The sequence below is a fragment of the Paraburkholderia sp. SSBN10T genome (genome assembly GCF_056619545.1).
The window spans coordinates 120,367-140,916 of the sequence record NZ_JBWQQI010000015.1 but is presented as its reverse complement, the minus strand read 5'-3'; the positions used below and the strand labels follow the sequence as shown (position 1 = coordinate 140,916).

At 63.8% G+C, this 20,550-nt stretch carries 16 protein-coding genes; 10 read left to right on the top strand and 6 right to left on the bottom strand.

Going from position 1 to position 20,550, the window contains the following annotated elements; translation table 11 throughout:
* Positions 1-166 precede the first annotated feature (166 nt).
* From AC1ECK_RS22660 to AC1ECK_RS22650, 3 genes are all read right to left on the bottom strand, one after another.
* On the bottom strand, positions 167-841 hold the full coding sequence (locus AC1ECK_RS22660; protein ID WP_480322926.1) for a response regulator transcription factor: 675 nt from the start codon (positions 839-841) through the stop codon (positions 167-169).
* A gap of 28 nt (positions 842-869) precedes the next feature.
* A complete protein-coding gene (locus tag AC1ECK_RS22655) occupies positions 870-1,793 on the bottom strand; it encodes a LysR family transcriptional regulator (protein ID WP_480322924.1) in 924 nt (307 codons plus the stop codon).
* A gap of 451 nt (positions 1,794-2,244) precedes the next feature.
* Entirely contained in the window at positions 2,245-2,613 is a 369-nt protein-coding gene (locus AC1ECK_RS22650) for a hypothetical protein (protein WP_480323058.1), read from the bottom strand.
* Between the two features lie 321 nt (positions 2,614-2,934).
* On the opposite strand from AC1ECK_RS22650, the gene galU reads away from it, so the two are divergent.
* Entirely contained in the window at positions 2,935-3,828 is an 894-nt protein-coding gene (gene galU, locus AC1ECK_RS22645) for a UTP--glucose-1-phosphate uridylyltransferase GalU (protein ID WP_480322922.1), read from the top strand.
* An 80-nt stretch (positions 3,829-3,908) separates the two neighbouring features.
* On the opposite strand, the gene AC1ECK_RS22640 is transcribed toward galU, so the two are convergent.
* The 3 genes from AC1ECK_RS22640 to AC1ECK_RS22630 all read right to left on the bottom strand — a co-directional run bounded on the left by AC1ECK_RS22640 (position 3,909) and on the right by AC1ECK_RS22630 (position 6,990).
* The gene (locus AC1ECK_RS22640; protein WP_480323056.1) at positions 3,909-4,361 is read right to left on the bottom strand and encodes a GDP-mannose mannosyl hydrolase; all 453 of its coding nucleotides are present in this window, start codon (positions 4,359-4,361) and stop codon (positions 3,909-3,911) included.
* Positions 4,362-4,377: 16 nt separating this feature from the next.
* Complete coding sequence (locus tag AC1ECK_RS22635; protein ID WP_480322920.1) at positions 4,378-4,518, bottom strand: hypothetical protein; 141 nt, start codon at positions 4,516-4,518, stop codon at positions 4,378-4,380.
* A gap of 210 nt (positions 4,519-4,728) precedes the next feature.
* Positions 4,729-6,990 (bottom strand): hypothetical protein, encoded by a 2,262-nt coding sequence (locus AC1ECK_RS22630; RefSeq protein WP_480322918.1) that lies wholly within the window; start codon positions 6,988-6,990, stop codon positions 4,729-4,731.
* A 1,032-nt stretch (positions 6,991-8,022) separates the two neighbouring features.
* On the opposite strand from AC1ECK_RS22630, the gene AC1ECK_RS22625 reads away from it, so the two are divergent.
* From AC1ECK_RS22625 to AC1ECK_RS22585, 9 genes are all read left to right on the top strand, one after another.
* Complete coding sequence (locus AC1ECK_RS22625; protein WP_480322916.1) at positions 8,023-9,021, top strand: GlxA family transcriptional regulator; 999 nt, start codon at positions 8,023-8,025, stop codon at positions 9,019-9,021.
* 87 nt (positions 9,022-9,108) lie between these two features.
* On the top strand, positions 9,109-10,653 hold the full coding sequence (locus tag AC1ECK_RS22620; protein WP_480322914.1) for a mannose-1-phosphate guanylyltransferase/mannose-6-phosphate isomerase: 1,545 nt from the start codon (positions 9,109-9,111) through the stop codon (positions 10,651-10,653).
* Positions 10,654-10,784: 131 nt separating this feature from the next.
* The gene (locus tag AC1ECK_RS22615; protein ID WP_480322912.1) at positions 10,785-12,173 is read left to right on the top strand and encodes an undecaprenyl-phosphate glucose phosphotransferase; all 1,389 of its coding nucleotides are present in this window, start codon (positions 10,785-10,787) and stop codon (positions 12,171-12,173) included.
* 64 nt (positions 12,174-12,237) lie between these two features.
* Positions 12,238-13,365, top strand: a complete 1,128-nt coding sequence (locus AC1ECK_RS22610) for a polysaccharide biosynthesis/export family protein (protein ID WP_480322910.1) — start codon at positions 12,238-12,240, stop codon at positions 13,363-13,365.
* An 83-nt stretch (positions 13,366-13,448) separates the two neighbouring features.
* Positions 13,449-15,680 (top strand): polysaccharide biosynthesis tyrosine autokinase, encoded by a 2,232-nt coding sequence (locus AC1ECK_RS22605; protein ID WP_480322908.1) that lies wholly within the window; start codon positions 13,449-13,451, stop codon positions 15,678-15,680.
* A gap of 116 nt (positions 15,681-15,796) precedes the next feature.
* Positions 15,797-16,915 (top strand): GDP-mannose 4,6-dehydratase, encoded by a 1,119-nt coding sequence (gene gmd / locus AC1ECK_RS22600; RefSeq protein WP_480322906.1) that lies wholly within the window; start codon positions 15,797-15,799, stop codon positions 16,913-16,915.
* 42 nt (positions 16,916-16,957) lie between these two features.
* Positions 16,958-17,914 carry a GDP-L-fucose synthase family protein gene (locus tag AC1ECK_RS22595; RefSeq protein ID WP_480322904.1) on the top strand — a complete coding sequence of 319 codons (957 nt, stop codon included), beginning with the start codon at positions 16,958-16,960 and terminating at the stop codon, positions 17,912-17,914.
* 1 nt (position 17,915) lies between these two features.
* On the top strand, positions 17,916-19,061 hold the full coding sequence (locus AC1ECK_RS22590; RefSeq protein ID WP_480322902.1) for a glycosyltransferase family 4 protein: 1,146 nt from the start codon (positions 17,916-17,918) through the stop codon (positions 19,059-19,061).
* A gap of 100 nt (positions 19,062-19,161) precedes the next feature.
* Complete coding sequence (locus tag AC1ECK_RS22585) at positions 19,162-20,523, top strand: WcaI family glycosyltransferase (RefSeq protein ID WP_480322900.1); 1,362 nt, start codon at positions 19,162-19,164, stop codon at positions 20,521-20,523.
* Positions 20,524-20,550 lie beyond the last annotated feature (27 nt).

Here is a 20,550-nt window from a genome sequence, read left to right as displayed (position 1 = left end):
TTCTGGAGAGCAGGCCCTAACAGGCAGCCACTAAAAGAATGAAACAAGTTTTAGCTGTCCGACATAACGTACTAGATGCCGCTGCAGCGCCCGAAGCGCCGCGCTCTGCATGCAGAACGGGCGCCTGGTTAAAGCGGGAAGTGGCGCAAGCGAGTGCGCCGGCGTGTCAGCCGAACAGGTAGCCTGAGCCGCGAATCGTGCGGATCAGCGGGCGCTCGCCGGGCGCGTCGACTTTCTTGCGCAGACGCCCAACGTGCACGTCGATCAGGTTGGTGCCCGGATCGAAGCGGCACCCCCACACGGCCTCGAAGATCATCGTTCGCGTCAGCACCTGGCCGGCGTGGCGCATCATGAATTCGAGCACGCGAAACTCGGTGGGCTGCAATTCGAGCTGGCGCTTTCCATGGGTGACGCGGCGACGCACGAGGTCGAGTTCCAGTGCGCCGGTGCGCAGGAAGGTTTCGGCTTTCGCATTGCGCGGCCGGCGGCGCAGCAGCACCTCGACACGCGCAAACATTTCGTCCGCCGAGAACGGCTTGGTCAGATAGTCGTCGCCGCCGGCACGCAGACCCTGAATGCGGTGGTCCACATCGGACATCGCGCTCATCACCAGTACGGGAGTCTCCATGCCGACGCCGCGCATGGTGGCGACGATCGTCAGGCCGTCCAGGTCGGGCAGCATGCGGTCCAGCGTGACGACGTCGTATTCGCCCGCCATCACCTTGGCCATGCCTTCGCGGCCGGTGCGCGCCACGTCCACCGAATAGCCGCTTGAAGTGAGCGTGCGTACGATGTCGTCCGCGATCAGCTCATCGTCTTCGATCGTCAGTATCTTCGGCATAGTTTGCGATTGATATGCTTGTGGTCTATCAAGCCACGACCCGCAGCGCAACAGGTTTGTCGGGCGCGCGGTACTGGCTCACCGCGAAGTCGATGAAACTGCGTACCTTCATCGACAGATAATTGCGGCCCGAGTACAGGATCGACACGTGACGCGGGCCACCGTTCACTTCGTACTGTTCGAGCACCGGCACGAGCGTGCCATGCGCTAGGTCGTCGGTGACGAACGGCAGCGGCAACAGTGCGACGCCCATATGGTTGAGCGCCGCGACGCGTACCATCGCGCTGCTGGTGGCGGTCAGCGCGCTGCCGGTGCTGACGCGGTAGACACCGTCGGCGTCAGCGAATTCCCAGCTGCGCGAACTGCCGTCCGAAACCGTCAGCAGTCCGTGACGGTTCAACGCAGCCGGATCGCGCGGCGTGCCGTGACGGGCGAGATACGCGGGCGTTGCCACCGTGACTTCCTCGATGCTGGTGAGCGTGCGGCTCACCAGCGTGGAGCTGGCAAGGCGGCGCTCGTCGGAGAAGCACACGTCGAAGCCGCCTTCGACCATGTCGATATGCGTGTCGTAGGTGGTGACGTCGAAGTCGACCCGCGGATGCAGCGTGCGATACGACGCCAGCAGCGTGCCGAGGCCCGCGGTGGCGAAGGTCATCGGTGTGGCGATACGCAGCGTGCCGCGCGGGTCGCGCGTGGTTTGCACGAGGTTCGACTCCATTTCATCGAGCTTCTCGATGATGGTGCGGCAACCGTCAAGATATTCCTTGCCCACTTCGGTGAGCGACAGGCTGCGCGTAGTGCGGTTGAGCAGGCGCATGTTCAGATGTGCCTCGAGCATGCTGACACTGCGCGTGACGGCGGCTGCCGACATGCCCAGTTGCCGCGCGGCCAGATTGAAGCTGGCGAGATCGACTACACGTGTAAAGACACGCATTGCTTGTAGCTGGTTCATGTTCCGACACTAGGAAAGGACGATGCATGCATCATCGCCACTCGCGGATAACACGGGGCTGACAGCTTGATTAAGTCTTTTTTAATTTTATGCAATGTTCATGAACTGCATGGGGCATCGAGTGTGCCAGCGACGTATTGCGGACAACGCCTTGCAAAAACGACAGGCAAAAAAGAGCGCGGACCAGGCCGCGCTTCTAAGGAGATCTTGAAAAAGACCGCAGTTACGCGGACAACGAAGTATAGGGCGCGGCCTGCCGGCGGTGAGCGCGAACCTTGAAAGACAATTGTGCGTGAAGTGAAACAACGCCGTGACGCAAAGCGTGGGTCGATGAGGTGATGCGCCGATCGAGAAAGAGTGTATTGCTAAACATAATGTGAATCGGGCCGGGGCACGTTGGCTGTGTCGGCCTCAAGACGCGGCGATTGCTTGTCGCTCAATTCATCGCCGCTCAATTCATCAATGCGTGCACGTCTTCTGCTTGCAGCGTTTCGAGGTGTTTGCCCAATGCTTCATTGAGTTTGACGAGACTGGGCGTCGGCAGCGCGAAGCCGGCCCAGCCGAGACCCGTGTGGCGCATGAACAGCACCGCGCCGTCGTAGAGCGGATGTTTTTCGGTGTGCCAGCAAGGGTCCATCTCGATCACGTACTGGTGTGTACGCGATGGCTCCTTCGACACTTCCGGACGCATCGCGGCGCGGATCAGGCTTAGGCGCTCGATCACCGCATCGACTTCTTCCGCGCTGAGCAGCACGGCGTTTTGATCGACCGCGACCCGGACCGCAGGGTCGCCGTACTCGTTCACCATCTCGATGATCATCGTCATGTCCCGGCTCCTCAGACGTATTTCGATAGGGAAATTATGGATCGCTGCGGCGGCGGCGAGGTTGAAAGAGGGCAATCGTTTGATGAAACTTTGTTTAAGGAGCGTTTGCCGCGAGTATGGGTCGGCTTCGGCGCAGGGGCGTGAAGGACGGCAAACGGTGGTGAAGAACGCAAAGGGAGCAAAGGGCGGTAAAGGGCGAACTGTTGGCAGGCGGCTTCGAGGTCTGAAGAATAGGCTCGGGTTCAGATAGCGGGACATCTGGTTTCAGGCTGAATACAGTCGGGACGATTCGTCACTAAAAAGGAGTGAAGAACAATGCGCAACGTGCATAAAGCGGTGTTTCCGGTAGGCGGGCTCGGTACGCGGTTTTTGCCCGCCACCAAGGCGAGTCCCAAAGAGATGCTGCCGGTGGTCGACAAGCCCTTGATCCAGTATGCGGTCGAAGAGGCGATCGCCGCGGGCATGACGGAATTGATCTTCGTCACCGGCCGCGGCAAGCGCGCCATTGAAGATCACTTCGACAAGTCGTACGAGATCGAAGCGGAACTGATGGCGCGCGGCAAGCAGGCGTTGCTCGATCTGGTGCGCGGTATCAAGCCGGGCAACGTCGACTGCTTTTATGTGCGCCAATCGGAACCGCGCGGCTTGGGGCATGCCGTGCTGTGCGCGGAGAAGCTGATCGGCGACGAGCCTTTTGCCGTGATGCTGGCAGACGATCTGATCGACGGCCGTCCGCCCGTGCTCACGCAGATGATCGGCCTGTTCGATCACTATCATTGCTCGATGATCGGCGTGGAAGAGATCGAGCCGCAGGACACACGCTCGTATGGCGTGATCGAAGGCAAGGCGTGGGACGACCGCATCTTTCGCGTGTCGGGCGTGGTGGAGAAACCGGAGCCGGCTCTCGCGCCATCGAATCTCGGCGTGGTGGGGCGCTATGTGCTGACGCCCGGCATCTTCGATCATCTGCGCAAAACCCGGCCCGGGGCCGGTGGCGAGATCCAGCTCACCGATGCGATCCAGTCGCTGCTCGCCGACGAACAGGTGCTCGCCTATCGCTATCGCGGCAAGCGCTTCGATTGCGGCAGCAAGCTAGGTTATCTGAAGGCGACCGTGGAATTCGCGCTCAGGCATCCTGAGGTGAAAGCGGGTTTCGAGGCGTATCTGGATGCGAAACTCGCGGCGGGCTATCCGGAGCCGGCGCTCTGAGGTGAGGACGCGTACATATATAGGGCGCCGCTCAGCGGGAACGCGGCGCAAACACCGCTCAGATACGGCGCAAACACCGCTCAGCGAAAATACGCCTTGGTATTTTCATGCACGTCGGGGCAGCTCAGCAGCTCCGACGGCGCCATCCACACATAGTCGCTATGCTGTTCGAAGCGTCCGATCGGCGCGGCGTCGCGCAGCAACAGCATATAGCCGAGCACCACATAGTGGGTTGAGATGTCGGCTGCGCCGGCAAAATTGTCGTCGTAGTGGTGTTCGAACACACCGCGAAAACACGCTGCATTCTGCGTGACGTTCTCCAGCCCGAGTTCCTCGCGCACGATGCGGCTAAAGGCGCCGTTCAGCGATTCGTCCTTGTGGATCCGCCCGCCCGGCACGAACCACGCGCCGCGCGCCGGCCGGTTGACACGCCGCCCGAGCAGCACGCGGTCACGGTCGTCGACGACGATCAGGTCGATCGAGACGAGCGGCGTCAGGCGGACGACGTCGAGAAATTCGGGTCGCGCAAGCATGGTTTCGTAGATCTCCTCATTCATCTCTTTCCACCCGCGCGATTCGGGCCGATACGCCCCAGAGCAGCCAGACGAGTCCCGCTGCCACGAGCAGCAGCATGACGAGCGAGCCCAGCATTCCGCCAAGCAGGAGCCAGTACCACGGCAAGTCATGCATGACGTCTCCACGAGCAGGCTGGTGCGGGACTGCAAGTAGAAGGAAAGGGGCTGCTCTCGCGGGTGCAAGGGGCGCGGGCAGCCGGCTCGCCGCGCTCGGCGGCGCGCTCGTCCGCAATGCCGCGGTGCTTTCAGTCTAGCGTCTTGCGGTGGCGCGTCCGTGCGCCGTACCCCTGCCAAATGCGCCGAAGTCTCTGCGCCTCAGGACAAATCACTGGGCAACATAACCCGCCGGAGGCGTGACATTGGCTTTCGCGACGCTTGCATTGGCCGAGATCACATAGATCGGCGCTTCGGTCAGTGTGAGCGCGGCCATGCCGTTGCTATAGGAAAGGCTCGATGGGTTACCCATCATGTCGATTACGGTCACCTGGCCGGAGGTGCCCGGCGCGTCGACCTGCAGGCTATAGGGCGTCTGGTAGGTCGAACTGAAACCTTGGCTCGCGTTCCAGACGGCGTTGTTGTGGGTCCACAGCGCGGTGATCACTGCGCCGCCGTTCAGTTGCTGGAACGCGTAGGCGTAGACGCCGGCCGGCAGGCCATTTACCGGCCCGAGCGTGTTGGTGCCGTCGATGAGGCGCGTCATGGCGGCGGTGACCATGGCTGCGGGCTTCGGACTGATCGCCGAGGGGCCGAAACCGCCTTGCGGGTCGGCCAGATCGAAGAACAGTCCGTAGCCTATCTGCCCCGGGAAATCCGTCGCGTAGAACAGGTAGGTCACGTCTGCGCCTTCGCCGAGCAGGATCAGGTGAGTGCGGGCCACCAGCGCGCCCTGTGCGTACAGGACATTCGGAGTCGGCGAATTCGGGCCGTATTTCGCGCCGATGTCGTAGCTGATGCCGGTTTCGGTGACGAACAGGCGCGCGCCGGGCTTGAGGGTGGCGGCGATCTGCTGGCGCAGCGCGCGCATGGTGGCGGGCAGGGCTTGCGCCGCCTTCGCCGGATCGCTGTCGCCGACCAGCCGCTCGGGCGGATGCGAGGGCGAGGTGCCGACGTCGTAATAGCCGTGGATCGACACGCCGTCGAGATAGCGGGTGATGCCGAGCGGCGCGAGACGTTGCAGCCATTGCGTATTGGTGGCAACCGAGGCGTTGGTGGTGCCCATGATCACCGCGTCGGGATCGGTCGCGTGGATCGCTTCCCAGGTGGCCTGATAGAGCGCGACCAGGTTGGCGTCGGTGTCGCGCCATGGCAGGCCGCTGTTGTAATCGGGTTCCCAGGTCACCTGATAGTAGTTGCGCGACTGGCGCGGGAAACGTTGCGCGCGCACCTGGTTCGACTCCTGCCCGACCCGCTTCATGAAGCTCTGGTAGGCCGGCAGCGAAACCGGCAGATAGCTGTGGGTGGCCGCGTGGGTGGGACTTGCCCAGGCCGGGATGCCGTCGAGCTGGATCAGCCGCATCAGGTCGCCGGACCGGAACACCGGCGAGAGCGGATACGCGGCGGCGTCGAAGGTGTTCGGCCCATTCGGCTCCATCATGTACCAGTTGCGATTGTCGTTGACCCAGCGCAGCCCGAGATCGGGATAGAGCGGCCGGTAGCCGTCGCCTGAACAGCAGCTCTGGCCGGGCGCGACGTATGCCGCGCCCTGGCCGCCGAAGCGGTGCAGGTCCTCGCGCGCGTAGGTGGGCGGCGCCAGCACGCCGCTCAGATTCGGCAGCACGCCGAAGGTCGCGATGCCGGCGGGCCGCGTGCCGCGCGCCGGCAAGCCGGCGCCGGCTGAACTGAGGCTTGCCGACACGGCGAAGTAACCGGCCAGCGTGGCAACGCAATTCAGCGACACGGTTTGTGGACCGCTCGCCACCTTGAATTGGCCGGAGGCCAGCACATTGCTCCATGCGTCGAGAATTTGCCAGTCGAGCGTGTCGCTCCGGTTCGCGCGAGTGGTGAAATTCACCACAAAGGGGCGGCCGTTGGTAAACATGCGGGTGCCGTCGCTACCGGCGGTGTCCGCCTCGATCAAGACGCCGTTTGGCGCGGCATTGACGGGGTCGGAGGGCGCGCTGCAGGTCAGCGCGTTGTTGCCGGGCGTGGCGGTGAGCGACGGCGCGCTCGGCGTGGGTGCGACGCCGCTGTCGTACCAGCAGCGCTTTTCCGTGCCGGGTGCGGGATCGCCGAACACGCCGTTGTCGCAAGGCGTGCCGCCGCTAAAGGTCAGGATCACGTATTGCGTGTCGCTGCCGTATTTGACCTCGTGGGTGCCGGAAAAGGCGCACACGCCATGTTCGGCGGCGCAAGCGGTCCACGTGATGGCGGCGTGCGAAGGCGCGGTATCCGTTGTGCGTGCAACCGTGCGCCCTGCGGTGGCCGTCGGCGCGCTCGCAGCCGTGGCGCTGGCCGCGTCGTTGTGCGGGCTGCAGGCGGCGAGGGCGAGCGCAACCGTCAATTGCAGCGCGGCCAGCGAACCTCGCTTGCCCTGGGTAGGGCGCACGGGGTGTGCGGCGTCGAGCTCCGGGGCCGGCAGGTGTCTCATGATGAGTGGACGAGTGACTGAAGGCAGCATCAGGCCCCAGCATAAGAGATACGGACCTGGCATGCCACGACAAAGCCCAGGCCATGCGAGCAAAAAATGTCGTACGTCGTGCGTATTTCTCGCCGGTCTCGCGACAGGGCTGACACCGGATGCGATGTTGTGATCGTACGATCGTTGCGCGGTAAGAGATACACATCCACGCACGGCTAAATTGATACGAACTGCGAACTATCTGCCGGAAATTTCAGGTGCTGTCCGAAAGTGCCTGGCTCGCTCCGCCACGTGTCCATATCGCCACGCGTATGCGTAACGCTGCGGAAATGTACAAAAACCAATAGATCAGATGTATCGAATTAACGTGCCGTTTCAAGATTGAAACAGTTTCGCCAGCCGCGGACTTTGTATAGTTTTGAAACAACTTTGCTGATCGCTCGTAAATAGGCTATTTCAGCGTTTTGGAAAAAATAACCAATGCCGGATTTCATCGTGTATCCCGCGAAAGCCGATCCGCGGCCGCCCGTTCAATTTCACGATTGAAACATTTTTGACTGTTTGAAGCGCCGCCGCTCCCGCCACGCACCCGCAATCCCGCATCGGATCAGGGTTGGTACGGGGTGTGCTTGTTGCGACGCATCATAGGGTTTTACACAGGCCATCGTACGAGGATTCCCCCAAGGAGTCCTGCCAGACGCAGCGCAACCTCACCGCCTCCCGGTGATTTCGCCTGCCGTACCGGCTTGAGCTCATCCAGTAGACCGTCGATTCGTCGGATGTTCAGTGCGCCTTTGATATCGCAGGCGTAACCGCATTTCAAACGGATCAAAGTCGCGATTAGCCAGGCTGTTGTACGTTCGCATCAAATTTCCAATTTGCGAATTTATATATGGCGACGCTATCCGCCAACATCGCGCGCATTTCGGTCACTGCCGTCAATGGCGATTTTCGGCGTGGATATGATGCAGTGCAATGCTATTAAGAGATTACAAAATCAGAAGATTCGGCCCACAACGTATGACATGATAGGGGAAGATCATGCCGCATATGTCTGTTGATACTGCGAGAATCACGTGGCTGCACACGCCTAGTGTGAATGTGCGCTGTGCCGCACGTCGCGTCGGTATCGTCCTGTTCGACCGATTCGGCCTGCTGGGAGCAGGCATCGTGGCCGAGATGTTCCATACTGCCAACGAAATCGCCACCGCGCATGGCGGCGACGATCCCCCTTACGAAGTGCAATTCCTCTCGATGGAAGGCGGCAGCGTAGCCAGTTCGTCGTCGGCGCGGATGTGGACCGATGGCGTCGATGCACGCTACAGCATCGGCTTCGACGTGCTGTTCGTGGCAGGCGGCTACGGCGCCAACGCGGCGGCTCGCGACGAACGCCTGCTGGGCTGGCTGCGCTCGGTGCGCGCCCGCACCCGAACGATCGAGCCGATTGCCGAAGGTCGCATCGTGCTCGCGGCAGCAGGACTCGCGGAGCACGATGATCTGCGCCATGCGAGCCCGTATCTGTTGCAGGTTTCGGGCGACAGCGCACCAGGCGAGGCCAACGATCGCCACGACGCGAGCAAGAGCGCACTGACGTTCATCAAGCGTGATCTCGGCCTCGATGTGGCGCGCAATGTGGCGGATCGCGTGATGCCCGGCATGGGGGCGGCGTTGATGCCGCGGCTCGCCGAGGGCGGCACTATGAGCGTCGGCGAGAAGATCCGCGCGGCGGCCCGCTGGATGGAGGCCAACTGCGACCGGCCGGTGTCGGTTGCGGATGCGGCGCACGTGGCGGCCATGAGCGAGCGCAATTTCCTGCGCCGCTTCAAGCACGAGATGCACGTCACGCCGTCGGATTACCTGCTGCAGGTTCGCTTGCGCATTGCCTGCAATTTCCTCACGGAAACCGAATTGCCCGTGGACAAGATTGCACGGCGCAGCGGCACCGGCAACGGCGACCGTCTGGCGAAGATCTTCCGCAAACGCATGGCGCTCTCGCCGACCGAATACCGCGCACGCAGCCGCACCGCAACTCAGGATTGAGCACGGCGGGTCGGCGCGCACGTCGTGTGATGCGGCCCTGCAGGGGAAGGAACGTCCTATTTAGTAATAGTAATAGGAGTGCTAAAAATGGTAAATGCGTACCGGGATGACGCCGAGCAGAGCGGCAACACCGGCGATGGCGCGGATCGGCTCGCGTCCGGCGAGCCGCGGGCGAGTGGTCTGAGCATTGCTCCTGTGATTCTCGCCGGCGGGTCGGGAACCCGGCTCTGGCCCCTGTCGCGCGAGCACTATCCGAAGCAACTGATCGACGTGATCGGCGCGCATTCGCTATTGCAGGACACGGTGCGGCGCCTTGACGGCTTTCCGGCGCAGTGGACGGTGCGGCCCACGCCGATCATCGTGTGCGGCGACGAACATCGTTTCGTGACTGCCGAGCAGTTGCGCGAAAGCGGCGTCGCGGCTCACCTCGTGGTGGAACCGGCGCGGCGCGATACCGCTCCGGCGCTGACGCTCGCGGCCGCGTTGGCGGCCGCCGACGGTGAAGACACGATTCTGGTGGCCATGCCGGCCGACCACGCGATGCCCGATACGTGCGCCTTCCAGCAAGCGGTGGCACAGGCGGCGCTGCATGCGCAGCGCGGCGCGATTGCCACGCTCGGCGTTCCGCCGACACGGCCCGATACCGCATTCGGCTATATCCGCCTCGGTGCCGAAATCGAACCGGGGACCTATCGGATCGACCGTTTCGTCGAAAAGCCGGCCCTCGAACTCGCCGCGCAGTACGTGGCTTCAGGTGCGTACTGGTGGAACAGCGGCATCTTCGTCGTGCGTGCGTCGGTGTGGCTCGCGCTGGTCAAGCGTCTGCAGCCCGCGATGGCGGACGCTTGCCTTGCCGCGTTTGCCAACGGTCACGTTGATGGTCCGTTCTTCCGGCCGCAGGCCGAAGCGTTTGCGAAGACGCCTGCCGATTCGATCGACTACGCGGTGATGGAGCGGCTCGGCACGGCCGGTCCGGCGGGCGAGCCGTTCGAAGGTGTGGTGGTGCCGCTGGTGGCCGGCTGGTCCGATCTGGGTTCGTGGGATGCCGTGTGGGATGCGCTCGACAAGGACGCCGCCGGCAACGTCGCGCGCGGCCGGGTGCTGTTCGAAGGCGCAACCGCGTCGTATGCCCACTCCGAAGGGCGCCTCGTGGCCTGCGTGGGCACCAGCAACATCGTGGTCGTGGAAACCGCCGACGCCGTGCTGGTGGCCGACCGCTCGCACGTGCAGGACGTCAAGGGGCTGGTCGCGCGCATCAAGGCCGAGCATTCGCCCGAAGCCGACGAGCACCGCAAGGTGCGCCGTCCATGGGGCTTCTACGATTCGATCGATCACGGCGACCGCTTCCAGGTGAAGCGCATCGTGGTCGATCCCGGTTCCCGGCTCTCACTGCAGTTGCACCATCATCGCGCCGAACATTGGGTCGTCGTGCGCGGCACGGCGATGGTCACGCGCGGCGAAGAGCGCTTTCTGCTGAGCGAAAACGAGTCGACCTACATCCCGCTAGGGGTGCGGCACCGGCTCGAGAACCCCGGCAAGGTGCCGCTCGAAATTATCGAAGTGCAATCGGGATCGTATCTCGGCGAAGACGACATCGTGCGCTTCGACGATACGTATGGGCGCTGCAATTGAGTTTGCCCTGTTCGGCAGGAACAGTCGGCAAGAGCGTTGGATGGAGGCAGTTCGCAAAAGTGGTGGCACAGGTAGTTAGCAAAACGTAGTAGGCAAAAGTCGTTTCAATGGCGTTGGGTGGGGAGAGAAAAATGATCAAGCCTGAAGCATTGGCCGCACGCCTCGTGGATGTGGCGCTGGTCGTTGCGGGCGCGGCTATCGCGTCCCATATACGTTTCGACGAGCTCGGGCAGAGCAGCTTCTATTACGCCTTCGTCGCATTCGCGGCGGCGTTCGCACTCGCGCTGTTTCCGGCCTTCGGCGTCTACCAGTCGTGGCGCGGCCGCTCGAAGATGGGTCTGGTGGGGCAGGTGTCGCTTGCCTGGCTGACTGTGCAGACCTGTGCGCTGGTGCTGATGTTCACCTTGCACCGCAGCGACTTCGTCTCGCGCCTCTGGTTTGCCTACTGGACCGGCACCACCGGCGCGCTGTTGATCTTCTCGCGTGTAGTCGTGCACCGTGTGCTGGCCCGGGTGCGCCTCGCCGGCATGAACCTGCGCCAGGTGGCGGTGGTGGGGCGCGGCGCGCATGCCGCGGCGCTGGTGCGCAAGATCGACGGTTGCACGGCAGCGGGTTTTCGTACCGCGGCGGTGCTCGACGTGTCGCACGATACGCCCACGCTCGGCGCCGCTATACCTTCGGTGCCGTCCTTCGGCGAGTTGCACGCGTTCGCCGACTACATTCGTGCCCAGGACGTGCACGAATTGTGGCTGGCGTTGCCGCTTTCGGAAGAGCACACCATTCACGAATGCGTGAAAGAGCTGCGCGACGATCTCGTCAACATCCGCTTCATGCCCGACCTGCGCAGCGTGGCGATGTTCGAGAGCACGATGATCGACCTGCTCGGCGTGCCGGCCATCAATCTGGTGGCGTCGCCGCTCTCGCAGGCCTCGCAGTTGCAAAAGGAAATGTTCGACCGCCTGTTCGCCGCCGTCGCGCTGATTTCGCTCGCGCCGTTGCTGCTGGCGATCGCCATTGCGGTCAAGCTGTCCTCGCGTGGCCCCGTGCTGTTCAAGCAGAAGCGCAAGGGTGCGGACGGCCGCGTGTTCACGATCTACAAGTTCCGCTCGATGCGTCTGCACACCGAAACGCCTGGCTTGCTTGCCCAGGCGACGCGGCACGACGCGCGCATTACCCGGGTCGGCGCCTTCTTGCGCCGTACCAGCCTCGACGAGCTTCCTCAGTTCTTCAACGTGCTGCGCGGCGATATGTCGGTCGTCGGACCGCGTCCGCACGCGCTCGAGCACGACGATCTCTATCAGAAGGTAGTGGCGGGCTATATCCAGCGCTACCGCATCAAGCCGGGCATTACCGGCTGGGCGCAGATCAACGGCTTTCGCGGCGAGACCGACAGGATCGAAAAAATGGAGCGGCGTGTGGAGCATGACCTGTATTACCTCGGCAACTGGTCTTTTGCATTGGACATGCGCATCATCGCAGCAACCATCGTCAAGGGCCTGGTGCACAACAACGCTTATTGACGCAGTGAGGGAGACAAAAATGTATCGAATAAAGACAGCAACAGGTAGGACCGCTCTGTCGCACATGGCAGTTCAGCGTGTGCGCGGGTTCGGCGTCATGGCGGCGTTTGCGGTGCTGGCGGCGTGCTCGGCTGTGCCCGGCCAGCGCATGGTGCAGCCGCCAAGCCTGCCGGTTAGCAATACCGACGATGGCAAGGCCACTGGAGCCGAACAGATTCCTATCACCGATATCACGCTGGCGACCGTCCAGCAGGAGCAGCAGAGCATGGTGAGCGGCGCCGGCAACGATCTGGCGCCGCTGTTAGGGAATCCGGGCCCGTACAGGATCGGCCCCGGCGACGTGTTGCAGATTACGGTCTGGGACCACCCGGAACTGGCTGCTGCACAGGGCCAGCCGGCCGCGCCCACGCGTCCCTCGGATGCGGCGCTGGGCTTTCTGGTCGACCACGAAGGCAACCTGCAGTTTCCGTACGTCGGCAACCTGCACGTGGCCGGCGACAGCGCCGAGCAGGTACAGCGCAAGATCGCGGCCGACCTGGGCAAGGTCATGGTGAAGCCGCAGGTGACGGTGCGCATCGCCTCGTTCCGCGCCTCGCAGGTCTACATCGACGGCGAAGTGCGCGCGCCCGGCTCGCAGTCCATCAACGACATACCCATGACCTTGACCGAGGCGATCAATCGCGCGGGCGGCTTTGCGCCGAGCGCCGATCAAAGCCATGTCGTGATTGTGCGCGACGACAAGACCTATTACGTCAATGTCTCGCAGATGCTGCACAACAACCAGAACCCCTCGAAGATCGTCCTGCAGAACGGCGATCTGCTGCGTATCGAGGCGCGTGAGGACTACGGCGTCTACGTGATGGGCGAAGTCAACAAGCCCGCGACGGTACTGCCGATGAAGAACGGCAAGCTCTCGCTGGGCGAGGCGATCTCGCAGGCGGGCAGCCTGAATAACACCACGGCCAATGCGAAGGAGCTCTACGTGATTCGCGGTGGTCCGGGCCTCAAGCCGCAGGTCTGGCATCTGGACGCCACCTCGCCGGTCTCGATGCTGCTCGCGAACCAGTTCGAGCTGCAGCCGAAAGATGTGGTGTATGTGGACGCGGGCGGGCTGGTGCGCTTTAACCGTGTGCTGAATCTGTTGTTGCCGTTGGTCAACGCAGGGCTGACCGCGGCGATCGTCACGAAGTAAGCCGGTGCCGGGAACGTTGGGGAATAACGGACCCGGCAGCGTGCGCCGATTGAACGCAATTGTTGTGCGGGATTGATGACACCATGGCTACTAATTTCGAAAACCGGTATATCGATGTCCAGAGCAGCGACGAACTGCGCCTGTCGGACTACCTGTCGGTCATCTCGCAACATTGGCGGATGATTCTCGTGGTCACGCTGTCGGCCTTGCTGATCGGCACCCTGGTGGCGTTTGTGCAGACCCCGGTGTACCGGGCCGATGCGATGATCCAGGTGGAGGACACCGCCAACGACGGCAACGGCAACGCAAACGGCAACAAGGATGCCTTGCAGACGATGGCGTCGATCTTCGACACCAAGGCGGTGACCTCGGCGCAGATCGAATTGATCCGCTCGCGCCTCGTGCTCGACGAGACGGTGCGCAAGCTGCATCTGGATATCACCGCCGCGCCGCGTCATTTCCCGGTGCTCGGCAATCTGCTCGCGCGCTGGCGCGGCGGCGACGGTCTCGCTGCGCCGCTGTTCGGCATGCCGCAGTACGCGTGGGGTGGCGAGCAGATCGGCGTGACGCTGTTCGATACGCCGAAGGAAATGTACGGCAAGCCGTTCGTGCTGACCGTGCAGCCCGACGAGTCCTATGTGGTGAGCGACGAGAAGGGCGCCGAGGTGTTGCGCGCGCGTGCCGGGCAACTGGCGGTCGGCACGACCTCGCACGGTCCGGTGCGTCTGCAGGTCGATCAGTTGACGGCGCGTCCAGGCACACAGTTCGACCTGACGCGCGCCTCGACACTCGATACGGTAAACAAGCTGCAAAAGGAACTCAACGTCGTCGAGACGAGCGTGCAGTCCGGCATCATCGCGGTCACGCTCGAAGGCGGCAACAGCGAGCTGACGGCGGCAGTCGTCAACAACATCGCGCGCCAGTACGTGCAGCAGGACATCGACCGCAAGTCGGCCGAGGCCGAGCATACGCTTGCCTTTCTCGACCAGCAGTTGCCGCAACTGCGCACCGAGCTCGATCAGGCCGAACAGCGCTACAACACCTTCCGCAACCGGCAGGGCACGGTCGATCTGAGCGAGGAAAGCCGTCTGCTGCTGCAGCAGATCGTGGAGAACAAGACCAAGCTGGTCGACCTGCAGCAACAGCGCGCCGAACTGGCGACGCGCTTTACCGCCGCCCACCCCGCGGTCGCCGCGCTCGACGCGCAGATCGCCCAGTTGCAGGCGGTGCAGGGCGGCTTGACACATAACGTGTCGACCCTGCCGGACACCGAGCAGACCGCGCTGCGGATGTTGCGCGACGTGCGCGTCGATACCGAGCTATACACGAACCTGCTCAACAGCGCGCAGCAGTTGCGCATTATCAAGGCGGGCCAGGTGGGCAGCGTGCGCGTGGTCGATTACGCCGAGCCGGCCGACGACCCGGTGCGGCCGCAACGCGCGCTGCTGATCCTGATCAGCACAGGTCTCGGCCTCGTGCTCGGCATCCTCGCGGCGTTCACGCGCAAGACGCTCTATGGCGGCGTGCAGAACACCACGGAAATCGAATCGTTGCTCGGCGTGCCGGTCTGCGCGGTGGTGCCGCGCAGCAACCTGCAGGTTCGCGTGCAGCGCAACGTCGGCCTGCGCCGTGCGGGCGTGCATGTGCTGGCCGCCCAGGCACCGGACGACGTCGCCGTGGAAGGCGTTCGCAGTTTGCGCACCACGCTGCAATACGCGCTGGTTTCGGCGCGCAACAACGTGGTGATGCTGACCGGCTCGCGGCCCGATGCGGGCAAGTCGTTCATGTCGGTCAACCTGTCGGCGCTGGTGGCGTCCGCCCACAAGCGCGTGCTGCTGATCGACGGCGACATGCGGCGCGGCGATATCCACAAGCACTTCGGCCTGCCGCACACGCCAGGGCTCGCCGACGTGCTGAACGGCGCGGAGCTGCAGGAGTGCGTGCTGCGCGACGTGCTGCCTGGTCTGGACGTGCTGACCAAGGGCGGCTTGCCCGGCAATCCGTCAGAACTGCTGATGAGTGAGCGCTTTCGCACGCTGCTCGAACACTTCTCGCGCGTCTACGACCTGGTGATCGTCGATACGCCGCCGGTGCTGGCGGTGACGGACGCGGCGCTGATCGGCAAGCACGCGGGCACCACGCTGATGGTGGTGCGGCACGGCCGGCATCCGGCGATGGAAATCTCCGAAGCGCTCAAGCGCCTCGTCAATGCGGGCGTCAACCTGCATGGCGTGCTGCTCACCGACGTGCCGCCGCCGAAGCTAAACCTGGGTGGCTACACCGGTTATTACGGCTACGAAAGCCGCGCGGATTGAACCCGCGCCGGGGGCAGCGCGGCAACGCGCTGTGAAGCAAGACCGTTTTCCACACGCGTGCGGTGGACCGCCGCACGCGCGGCTCTGCAGTCAAACGCTTCGACGAGGGGAACACAATGGATCGCAAGGTCGCTTTGATTACCGGCGTAACAGGGCAGGACGGCTCGTACCTCGCCGATCTGCTGCTTGCCAAGGGCTACGATGTGCACGGCATCAAACGGCGCACGTCGCTGTTCAATACCGATCGGATCGATCATCTGTGCTGCGATCCGCACGTCGCCGACCGGCACTTCTTCCTGCACTACGGCGATCTGACCGATGCGTCGAGCATCGTGCGCATCATCCAGCGCGTGCAGCCGGACGAAATCTACAACCTGGCGGCGCAAAGCCATGTGGCGGTCTCGTTCGAGGAGCCGGAGTACACCGCCAATGCGGATGGCCTCGGCACGCTGCGGATTCTCGAAGCCATGCGCATTCTCGGGCTGGAGAAGCGGACCCGTTTCTATCAGGCGTCCACCTCCGAGCTGTATGGGCTCGTGCAGGAAGTGCCGCAGAAAGAGACCACGCCGTTCTATCCGCGCAGCCCGTATGCGGTCGCCAAGCTGTACGCCTACTGGATCACCGTCAACTACCGCGAAGCGTACGGCATGTACGCCTGCAACGGGATTCTGTTCAACCACGAATCGCCGGTGCGCGGCGAGACCTTCGTGACGCGCAAGATTACCCGCGCTATCGCGCGCATCGCGGTGGGCCTGCAGGAGGACATGTATCTCGGCAATCTGTCTGCACTGCGCGACTGGGGCCATGCGCGCGACTACGTCGAGATGCAATGGATGATGCTGCAGCAGGACGAACCGGAAGACTTCGTGATCGCGACCGGCCAGCAGTACAGCGTGCGCGAGTTCGTCCAGGCCGCCGCCGCCGAACTGGGCGTGACGGTGCGCTTCGAAGGCGAGGGCGTCGACGAAGTGGGCGTGGTCGACAAGGTGGAGGGCAAGGAAACGCGGCTCTCTCGCGGCGACGTGATCGTGCGCGTCGATCCGCGTTACTTCCGGCCTACCGAAGTGGAGACGCTGCTCGGCGACCCCTCCAAGGCACACGCCAAGCTCGGCTGGAAACCGGCTACGCCGTTCCAGACGCTGGTCAAGGAAATGGTGCGGGCCGACTACCAGATCGCGCGCCGCGACGCGCTCGTCACGCTGGCCGGTTTCAAGGCGCTCGAACATCACGAATAACGTCACCGGTAACGTCACGCATCACTTCAAGGGGAAACGGCTATGGACAGGAGCGCGCGCATCTTCGTCGCCGGCCATCGCGGCATGGTGGGTTCGGCACTGGTCCGCTGTCTGCAGGCGGACGGTTACACCGACATCCTGACAAGAACCCACGCCGAACTGGACCTACTCGACCAGGCGGCGGTGCGGCGCTTTTTCGCCACCGAGCGTGTGGATGTAGTGCTGCTGGCTGCGGCGCGGGTGGGCGGGATCCTCGCCAACGCCACGCAGCCCGCGGACTTCATCTATCAGAACCTCGCGATCGAGACCAACGTGATTCACGCGGCCTGGCAGGCCGGCGTGACTCGCCTCGTGTTCTTCGGCTCGTCATGCATTTACCCGAAGGCCTGCGCCCAGCCGATCGAGGAAGAGTACCTGCTGAGCTCGGCGCTCGAAGCGACCAACGAGCCGTACGCGATCGCCAAGATTGCCGGCCTCAAGCTATGCGAGGCCTACAACCGCCAGTACGGCACGAAGTTCGTCGCGCTGATGCCGACCAACCTGTACGGCCCGAACGACAACTACGACCTGCGCAGTAGCCATGTGCTGCCGGCGCTGATTCGCAAGGCGCATGAGGCGAAGCTGCACGGCGACGGCGTGCTGACCGTATGGGGCACCGGCACGCCACGCCGCGAATTCCTGCATGTCGACGATCTGGCGGCCGCCACCGTGTTCGTGCTCGAACGCGAGGTGGCCGACGGCCTGCTGAACGTGGGCGTGGGCGACGATCTGTCGATCCGCGAAGTGGCCGAACGGGTCGCCGAAACGGTCGGCTTCGACGGCCAGATCGTGTTCGATACTTCGAAGCCGGACGGCACGCCGCGCAAGCTGCTCGACGTGTCGCGTCTCGCCAGGATGGGCTGGCGCGCGCACATCGGTTTGCGCGAAGGCATCGAAGCGACCTATCGCGACTTCGTGGCGCGCTTCGGTGCGGCGACGCTCTCCGAAGGGACGGTGTGAGATGGCTAGCGGCACCGTCACGATCTTTCATAACGTGGTCTGGTCGCGCCATAAGGCCGTGGTGTTTTCGGCGCTGCATGCGATCTCGGCGGCAAGCCCGATCAAATATTCGATCGTGCAGATCTCCGAGACCGAGCACTTTCGGCTCGGTTTTTCCGACGTCGACTATTCGTATCACCGCTACCCGATGCGCACGCTGTTTCACGGCTGCTACGAGGACGTGCCGCCCTGGCGCATGATGTACCGCCTGACCATGGAAGTTCTGCGTACCCAGGCCGATCTGGTGGTGCTGCCCGGCTACCATCGCCCGGAATACTGGGCCATGCTGCTCGCCTGCATTGCGACCGGCAAGCGCCGCGCGGTGTTTTGCGATTCCACCGGTCGCGACCGGCCGCGCCGCCTGCTGACTTCGATTCCGAAGCGCGTGTTCTTCTCGCTATGCGACGGCTATTTTGGTTTCGGCGAACGCAGCCGTGAGTATCTGATGTCGCTTGGCGCGAAGCGCGAACGCATCTTCGTGCCCTGCCAGGCGGCGGCGCTGCCCTGGTCGTTCGTGCCCGAGCGTGCGCTCGACGAGCGTCTGTATGCCCGCCGCGCTCAGGACCCGGTGTTTCTGTTCGTCGGACGACTCTCGCAGGAGAAGGGCATCGACGCGCTCGTCGAGGCATTCGCGGCGATTCGCCGGCGGATTCCCAAGGCGAAGCTGCGTATTGTCGGCACCGGTCCGCAGGGCGAACAGTTGCAGAACCACGTGAGCGAGAGCGGCCTTGGCGACGCGGTCCGCTTCGTCGGCAGCCTGCAGGACGAAGGGCTGTCGCGCGAGTATTTCGGCGCCTCGTGCCTGGTACTGCCGAGTTTCAGCGAGCCGTGGGGCCTTGTCGTCAACGAGGCGTTGAACCACGGCTGTCCGGCGGTGGTAAGCGACAACTGTGGTTGCGTGCCCGAACTGGTGATCGACGGCGTGACCGGCTACGCGTTTCGCTCGGGCGACGCAGCATCCCTGCATCGCACGATGTTGAAAGCGCTCGAGGCGTTTGCCGATACCGGGCAGACTGCCCGCGCCTGCATGGAGGTGATCCGCCGCTTCGATCCGCCGAACGCCGCGTCGAATATCGCACGGGGCTGTGCCGTGATGCTCGCTCGATGATGGACGCAACGCCTGATCGTCTGATGCTGTGCTGGATTGGCTGGAAAGAATGACGTGCTGGCGCCGGCGCGCGGTGCGCGCTGGGCCGAACGGGAGGGGTATGAGAATTCTAATTGTCGGGCTCAACTACGCGCCGGAGCTCACGGGGGTCGGCAAGTACAGCGCCGAGATGGCGGAAGCGCTGGTCGCCGACGGGCACGAAGTGCGCGTGGTGTGCGGGCCGCCCTATTACCCGCAATGGCGCATCGCGGCGGGCTTCAGCGCCTGGCGCTATCGGCGTGAGCTGCGCAACGGCGTGCAACTGCGCCGGGTGCCGCTGTGGGTGCCGGCGAGACCCACCGGAGTTTCGCGTCTGCTGCATCTGGCGAGCTTTGCGCTCGCGTCGTTGCCGATGCTGGCTGCACAGCTCGCATGGCGCCCCGACGTGGTGATGAGCATTGCGCCGAGCCTGATGAGCGCGCCCGGCGCCTGGCTCGTCGCGCGCCTTGCCGGTGCACGCTCGTGGCTGCATATTCAGGACTACGAGGTGGATGCCGCGTTCGACCTCGGCCTCGTCAAGGGAAGCCGCGCGCGCAGCATCGCGCTTGCCATCGAGCGTCGGCTGCTGAGTCGCTTCGATGTGGTGTCGAGCCTGTCGGCGAAGATGGTCGAGCGCGCCATCGCCAAGGGCGTCGATCCGCTCAAAGCCTACTGTTTGCCCAACTGGGTCGATACGCGCGCCATCGTGCCGCTCGCGCATGCCCGCTATTACCGCAGGCTGCTCGGCCTCGACAAACGGGCCTTGCCGCAAACCGTGGTGCTGTATGCGGGCAACATGGGTTCCAAGCAGGGGCTCGAGATTCTCGCCGCCGCGGCGGCCGAACTCGCCGGACGGCCCGACATCAGTTTCGTTTTCTGCGGCAACGGGCCGGCTCGATCGATGCTGGAGGCGCGCTGCGCCGGCTTGCCCAACTGCAGCTTCATGGCCTTGCAGCCGGCCCGCCAGTTGAACCAGTTGCTCAACCTCGCCGACATTCATGTGCTGCCGCAGCGCGGCGGCGCTGCCGATCTCGTGATGCCCTCCAAGCTCAACGGCATGCTGGCGAGCGGACGCGCCATCGTAGCGATGGCCTGTGCCGGCACCGAACTGTATGACGTGGTGGAGCCGCGCGGTGTCGTCGTGCCGCCGGAGAACGTCGGCGCGCTGGTGGAAGCGATCGTGGCGCTGGCGGCCGATCCATCGCGACGCGCGGTACTGGGTGCAGCGGGGCGCGAGTATGCCGAACGCAGCCTGTCGAGCGCGAGCGTGCTCGGCGCCTTGAGTCGCAAGCTGCGCGAGTTGTGCGGTGAGGGCGACGCGGCTGCGGCACAGAGCGGTATTAACGGCGCAGGTGGTAGTGGCAATGGTAGCGGTGGTACGGCGAGCGGTCTGGCGTGCGGGAAGCTTACAGGAGCGCCGTTGGAGCCGACCCAGGTGGACTGAGGCAAGCGCGCGGTGGCGAGCGAACGC

Coding starts and splice junctions, on each gene's coding strand:
- AC1ECK_RS22660 (WP_480322926.1), bottom strand. CDS start 841: ATGCCGAAGATACTGACGATCGAAGACGATGAGCTGATCGCGGACGAC.
- AC1ECK_RS22655 (WP_480322924.1), bottom strand. CDS start 1,793: ATGAACCAGCTACAAGCAATGCGTGTCTTTACACGTGTAGTCGATCTC.
- AC1ECK_RS22650 (WP_480323058.1), bottom strand. CDS start 2,613: ATGATCATCGAGATGGTGAACGAGTACGGCGACCCTGCGGTCCGGGTC.
- galU (WP_480322922.1), top strand. CDS start 2,935: ATGCGCAACGTGCATAAAGCGGTGTTTCCGGTAGGCGGGCTCGGTACG.
- AC1ECK_RS22640 (WP_480323056.1), bottom strand. CDS start 4,361: ATGCTTGCGCGACCCGAATTTCTCGACGTCGTCCGCCTGACGCCGCTC.
- AC1ECK_RS22635 (WP_480322920.1), bottom strand. CDS start 4,518: ATGCATGACTTGCCGTGGTACTGGCTCCTGCTTGGCGGAATGCTGGGC.
- AC1ECK_RS22630 (WP_480322918.1), bottom strand. CDS start 6,990: ATGAGACACCTGCCGGCCCCGGAGCTCGACGCCGCACACCCCGTGCGC.
- AC1ECK_RS22625 (WP_480322916.1), top strand. CDS start 8,023: ATGCCGCATATGTCTGTTGATACTGCGAGAATCACGTGGCTGCACACG.
- AC1ECK_RS22620 (WP_480322914.1), top strand. CDS start 9,109: ATGGTAAATGCGTACCGGGATGACGCCGAGCAGAGCGGCAACACCGGC.
- AC1ECK_RS22615 (WP_480322912.1), top strand. CDS start 10,785: ATGATCAAGCCTGAAGCATTGGCCGCACGCCTCGTGGATGTGGCGCTG.
- AC1ECK_RS22610 (WP_480322910.1), top strand. CDS start 12,238: ATGGCAGTTCAGCGTGTGCGCGGGTTCGGCGTCATGGCGGCGTTTGCG.
- AC1ECK_RS22605 (WP_480322908.1), top strand. CDS start 13,449: ATGGCTACTAATTTCGAAAACCGGTATATCGATGTCCAGAGCAGCGAC.
- gmd (WP_480322906.1), top strand. CDS start 15,797: ATGGATCGCAAGGTCGCTTTGATTACCGGCGTAACAGGGCAGGACGGC.
- AC1ECK_RS22595 (WP_480322904.1), top strand. CDS start 16,958: ATGGACAGGAGCGCGCGCATCTTCGTCGCCGGCCATCGCGGCATGGTG.
- AC1ECK_RS22590 (WP_480322902.1), top strand. CDS start 17,916: ATGGCTAGCGGCACCGTCACGATCTTTCATAACGTGGTCTGGTCGCGC.
- AC1ECK_RS22585 (WP_480322900.1), top strand. CDS start 19,162: ATGAGAATTCTAATTGTCGGGCTCAACTACGCGCCGGAGCTCACGGGG.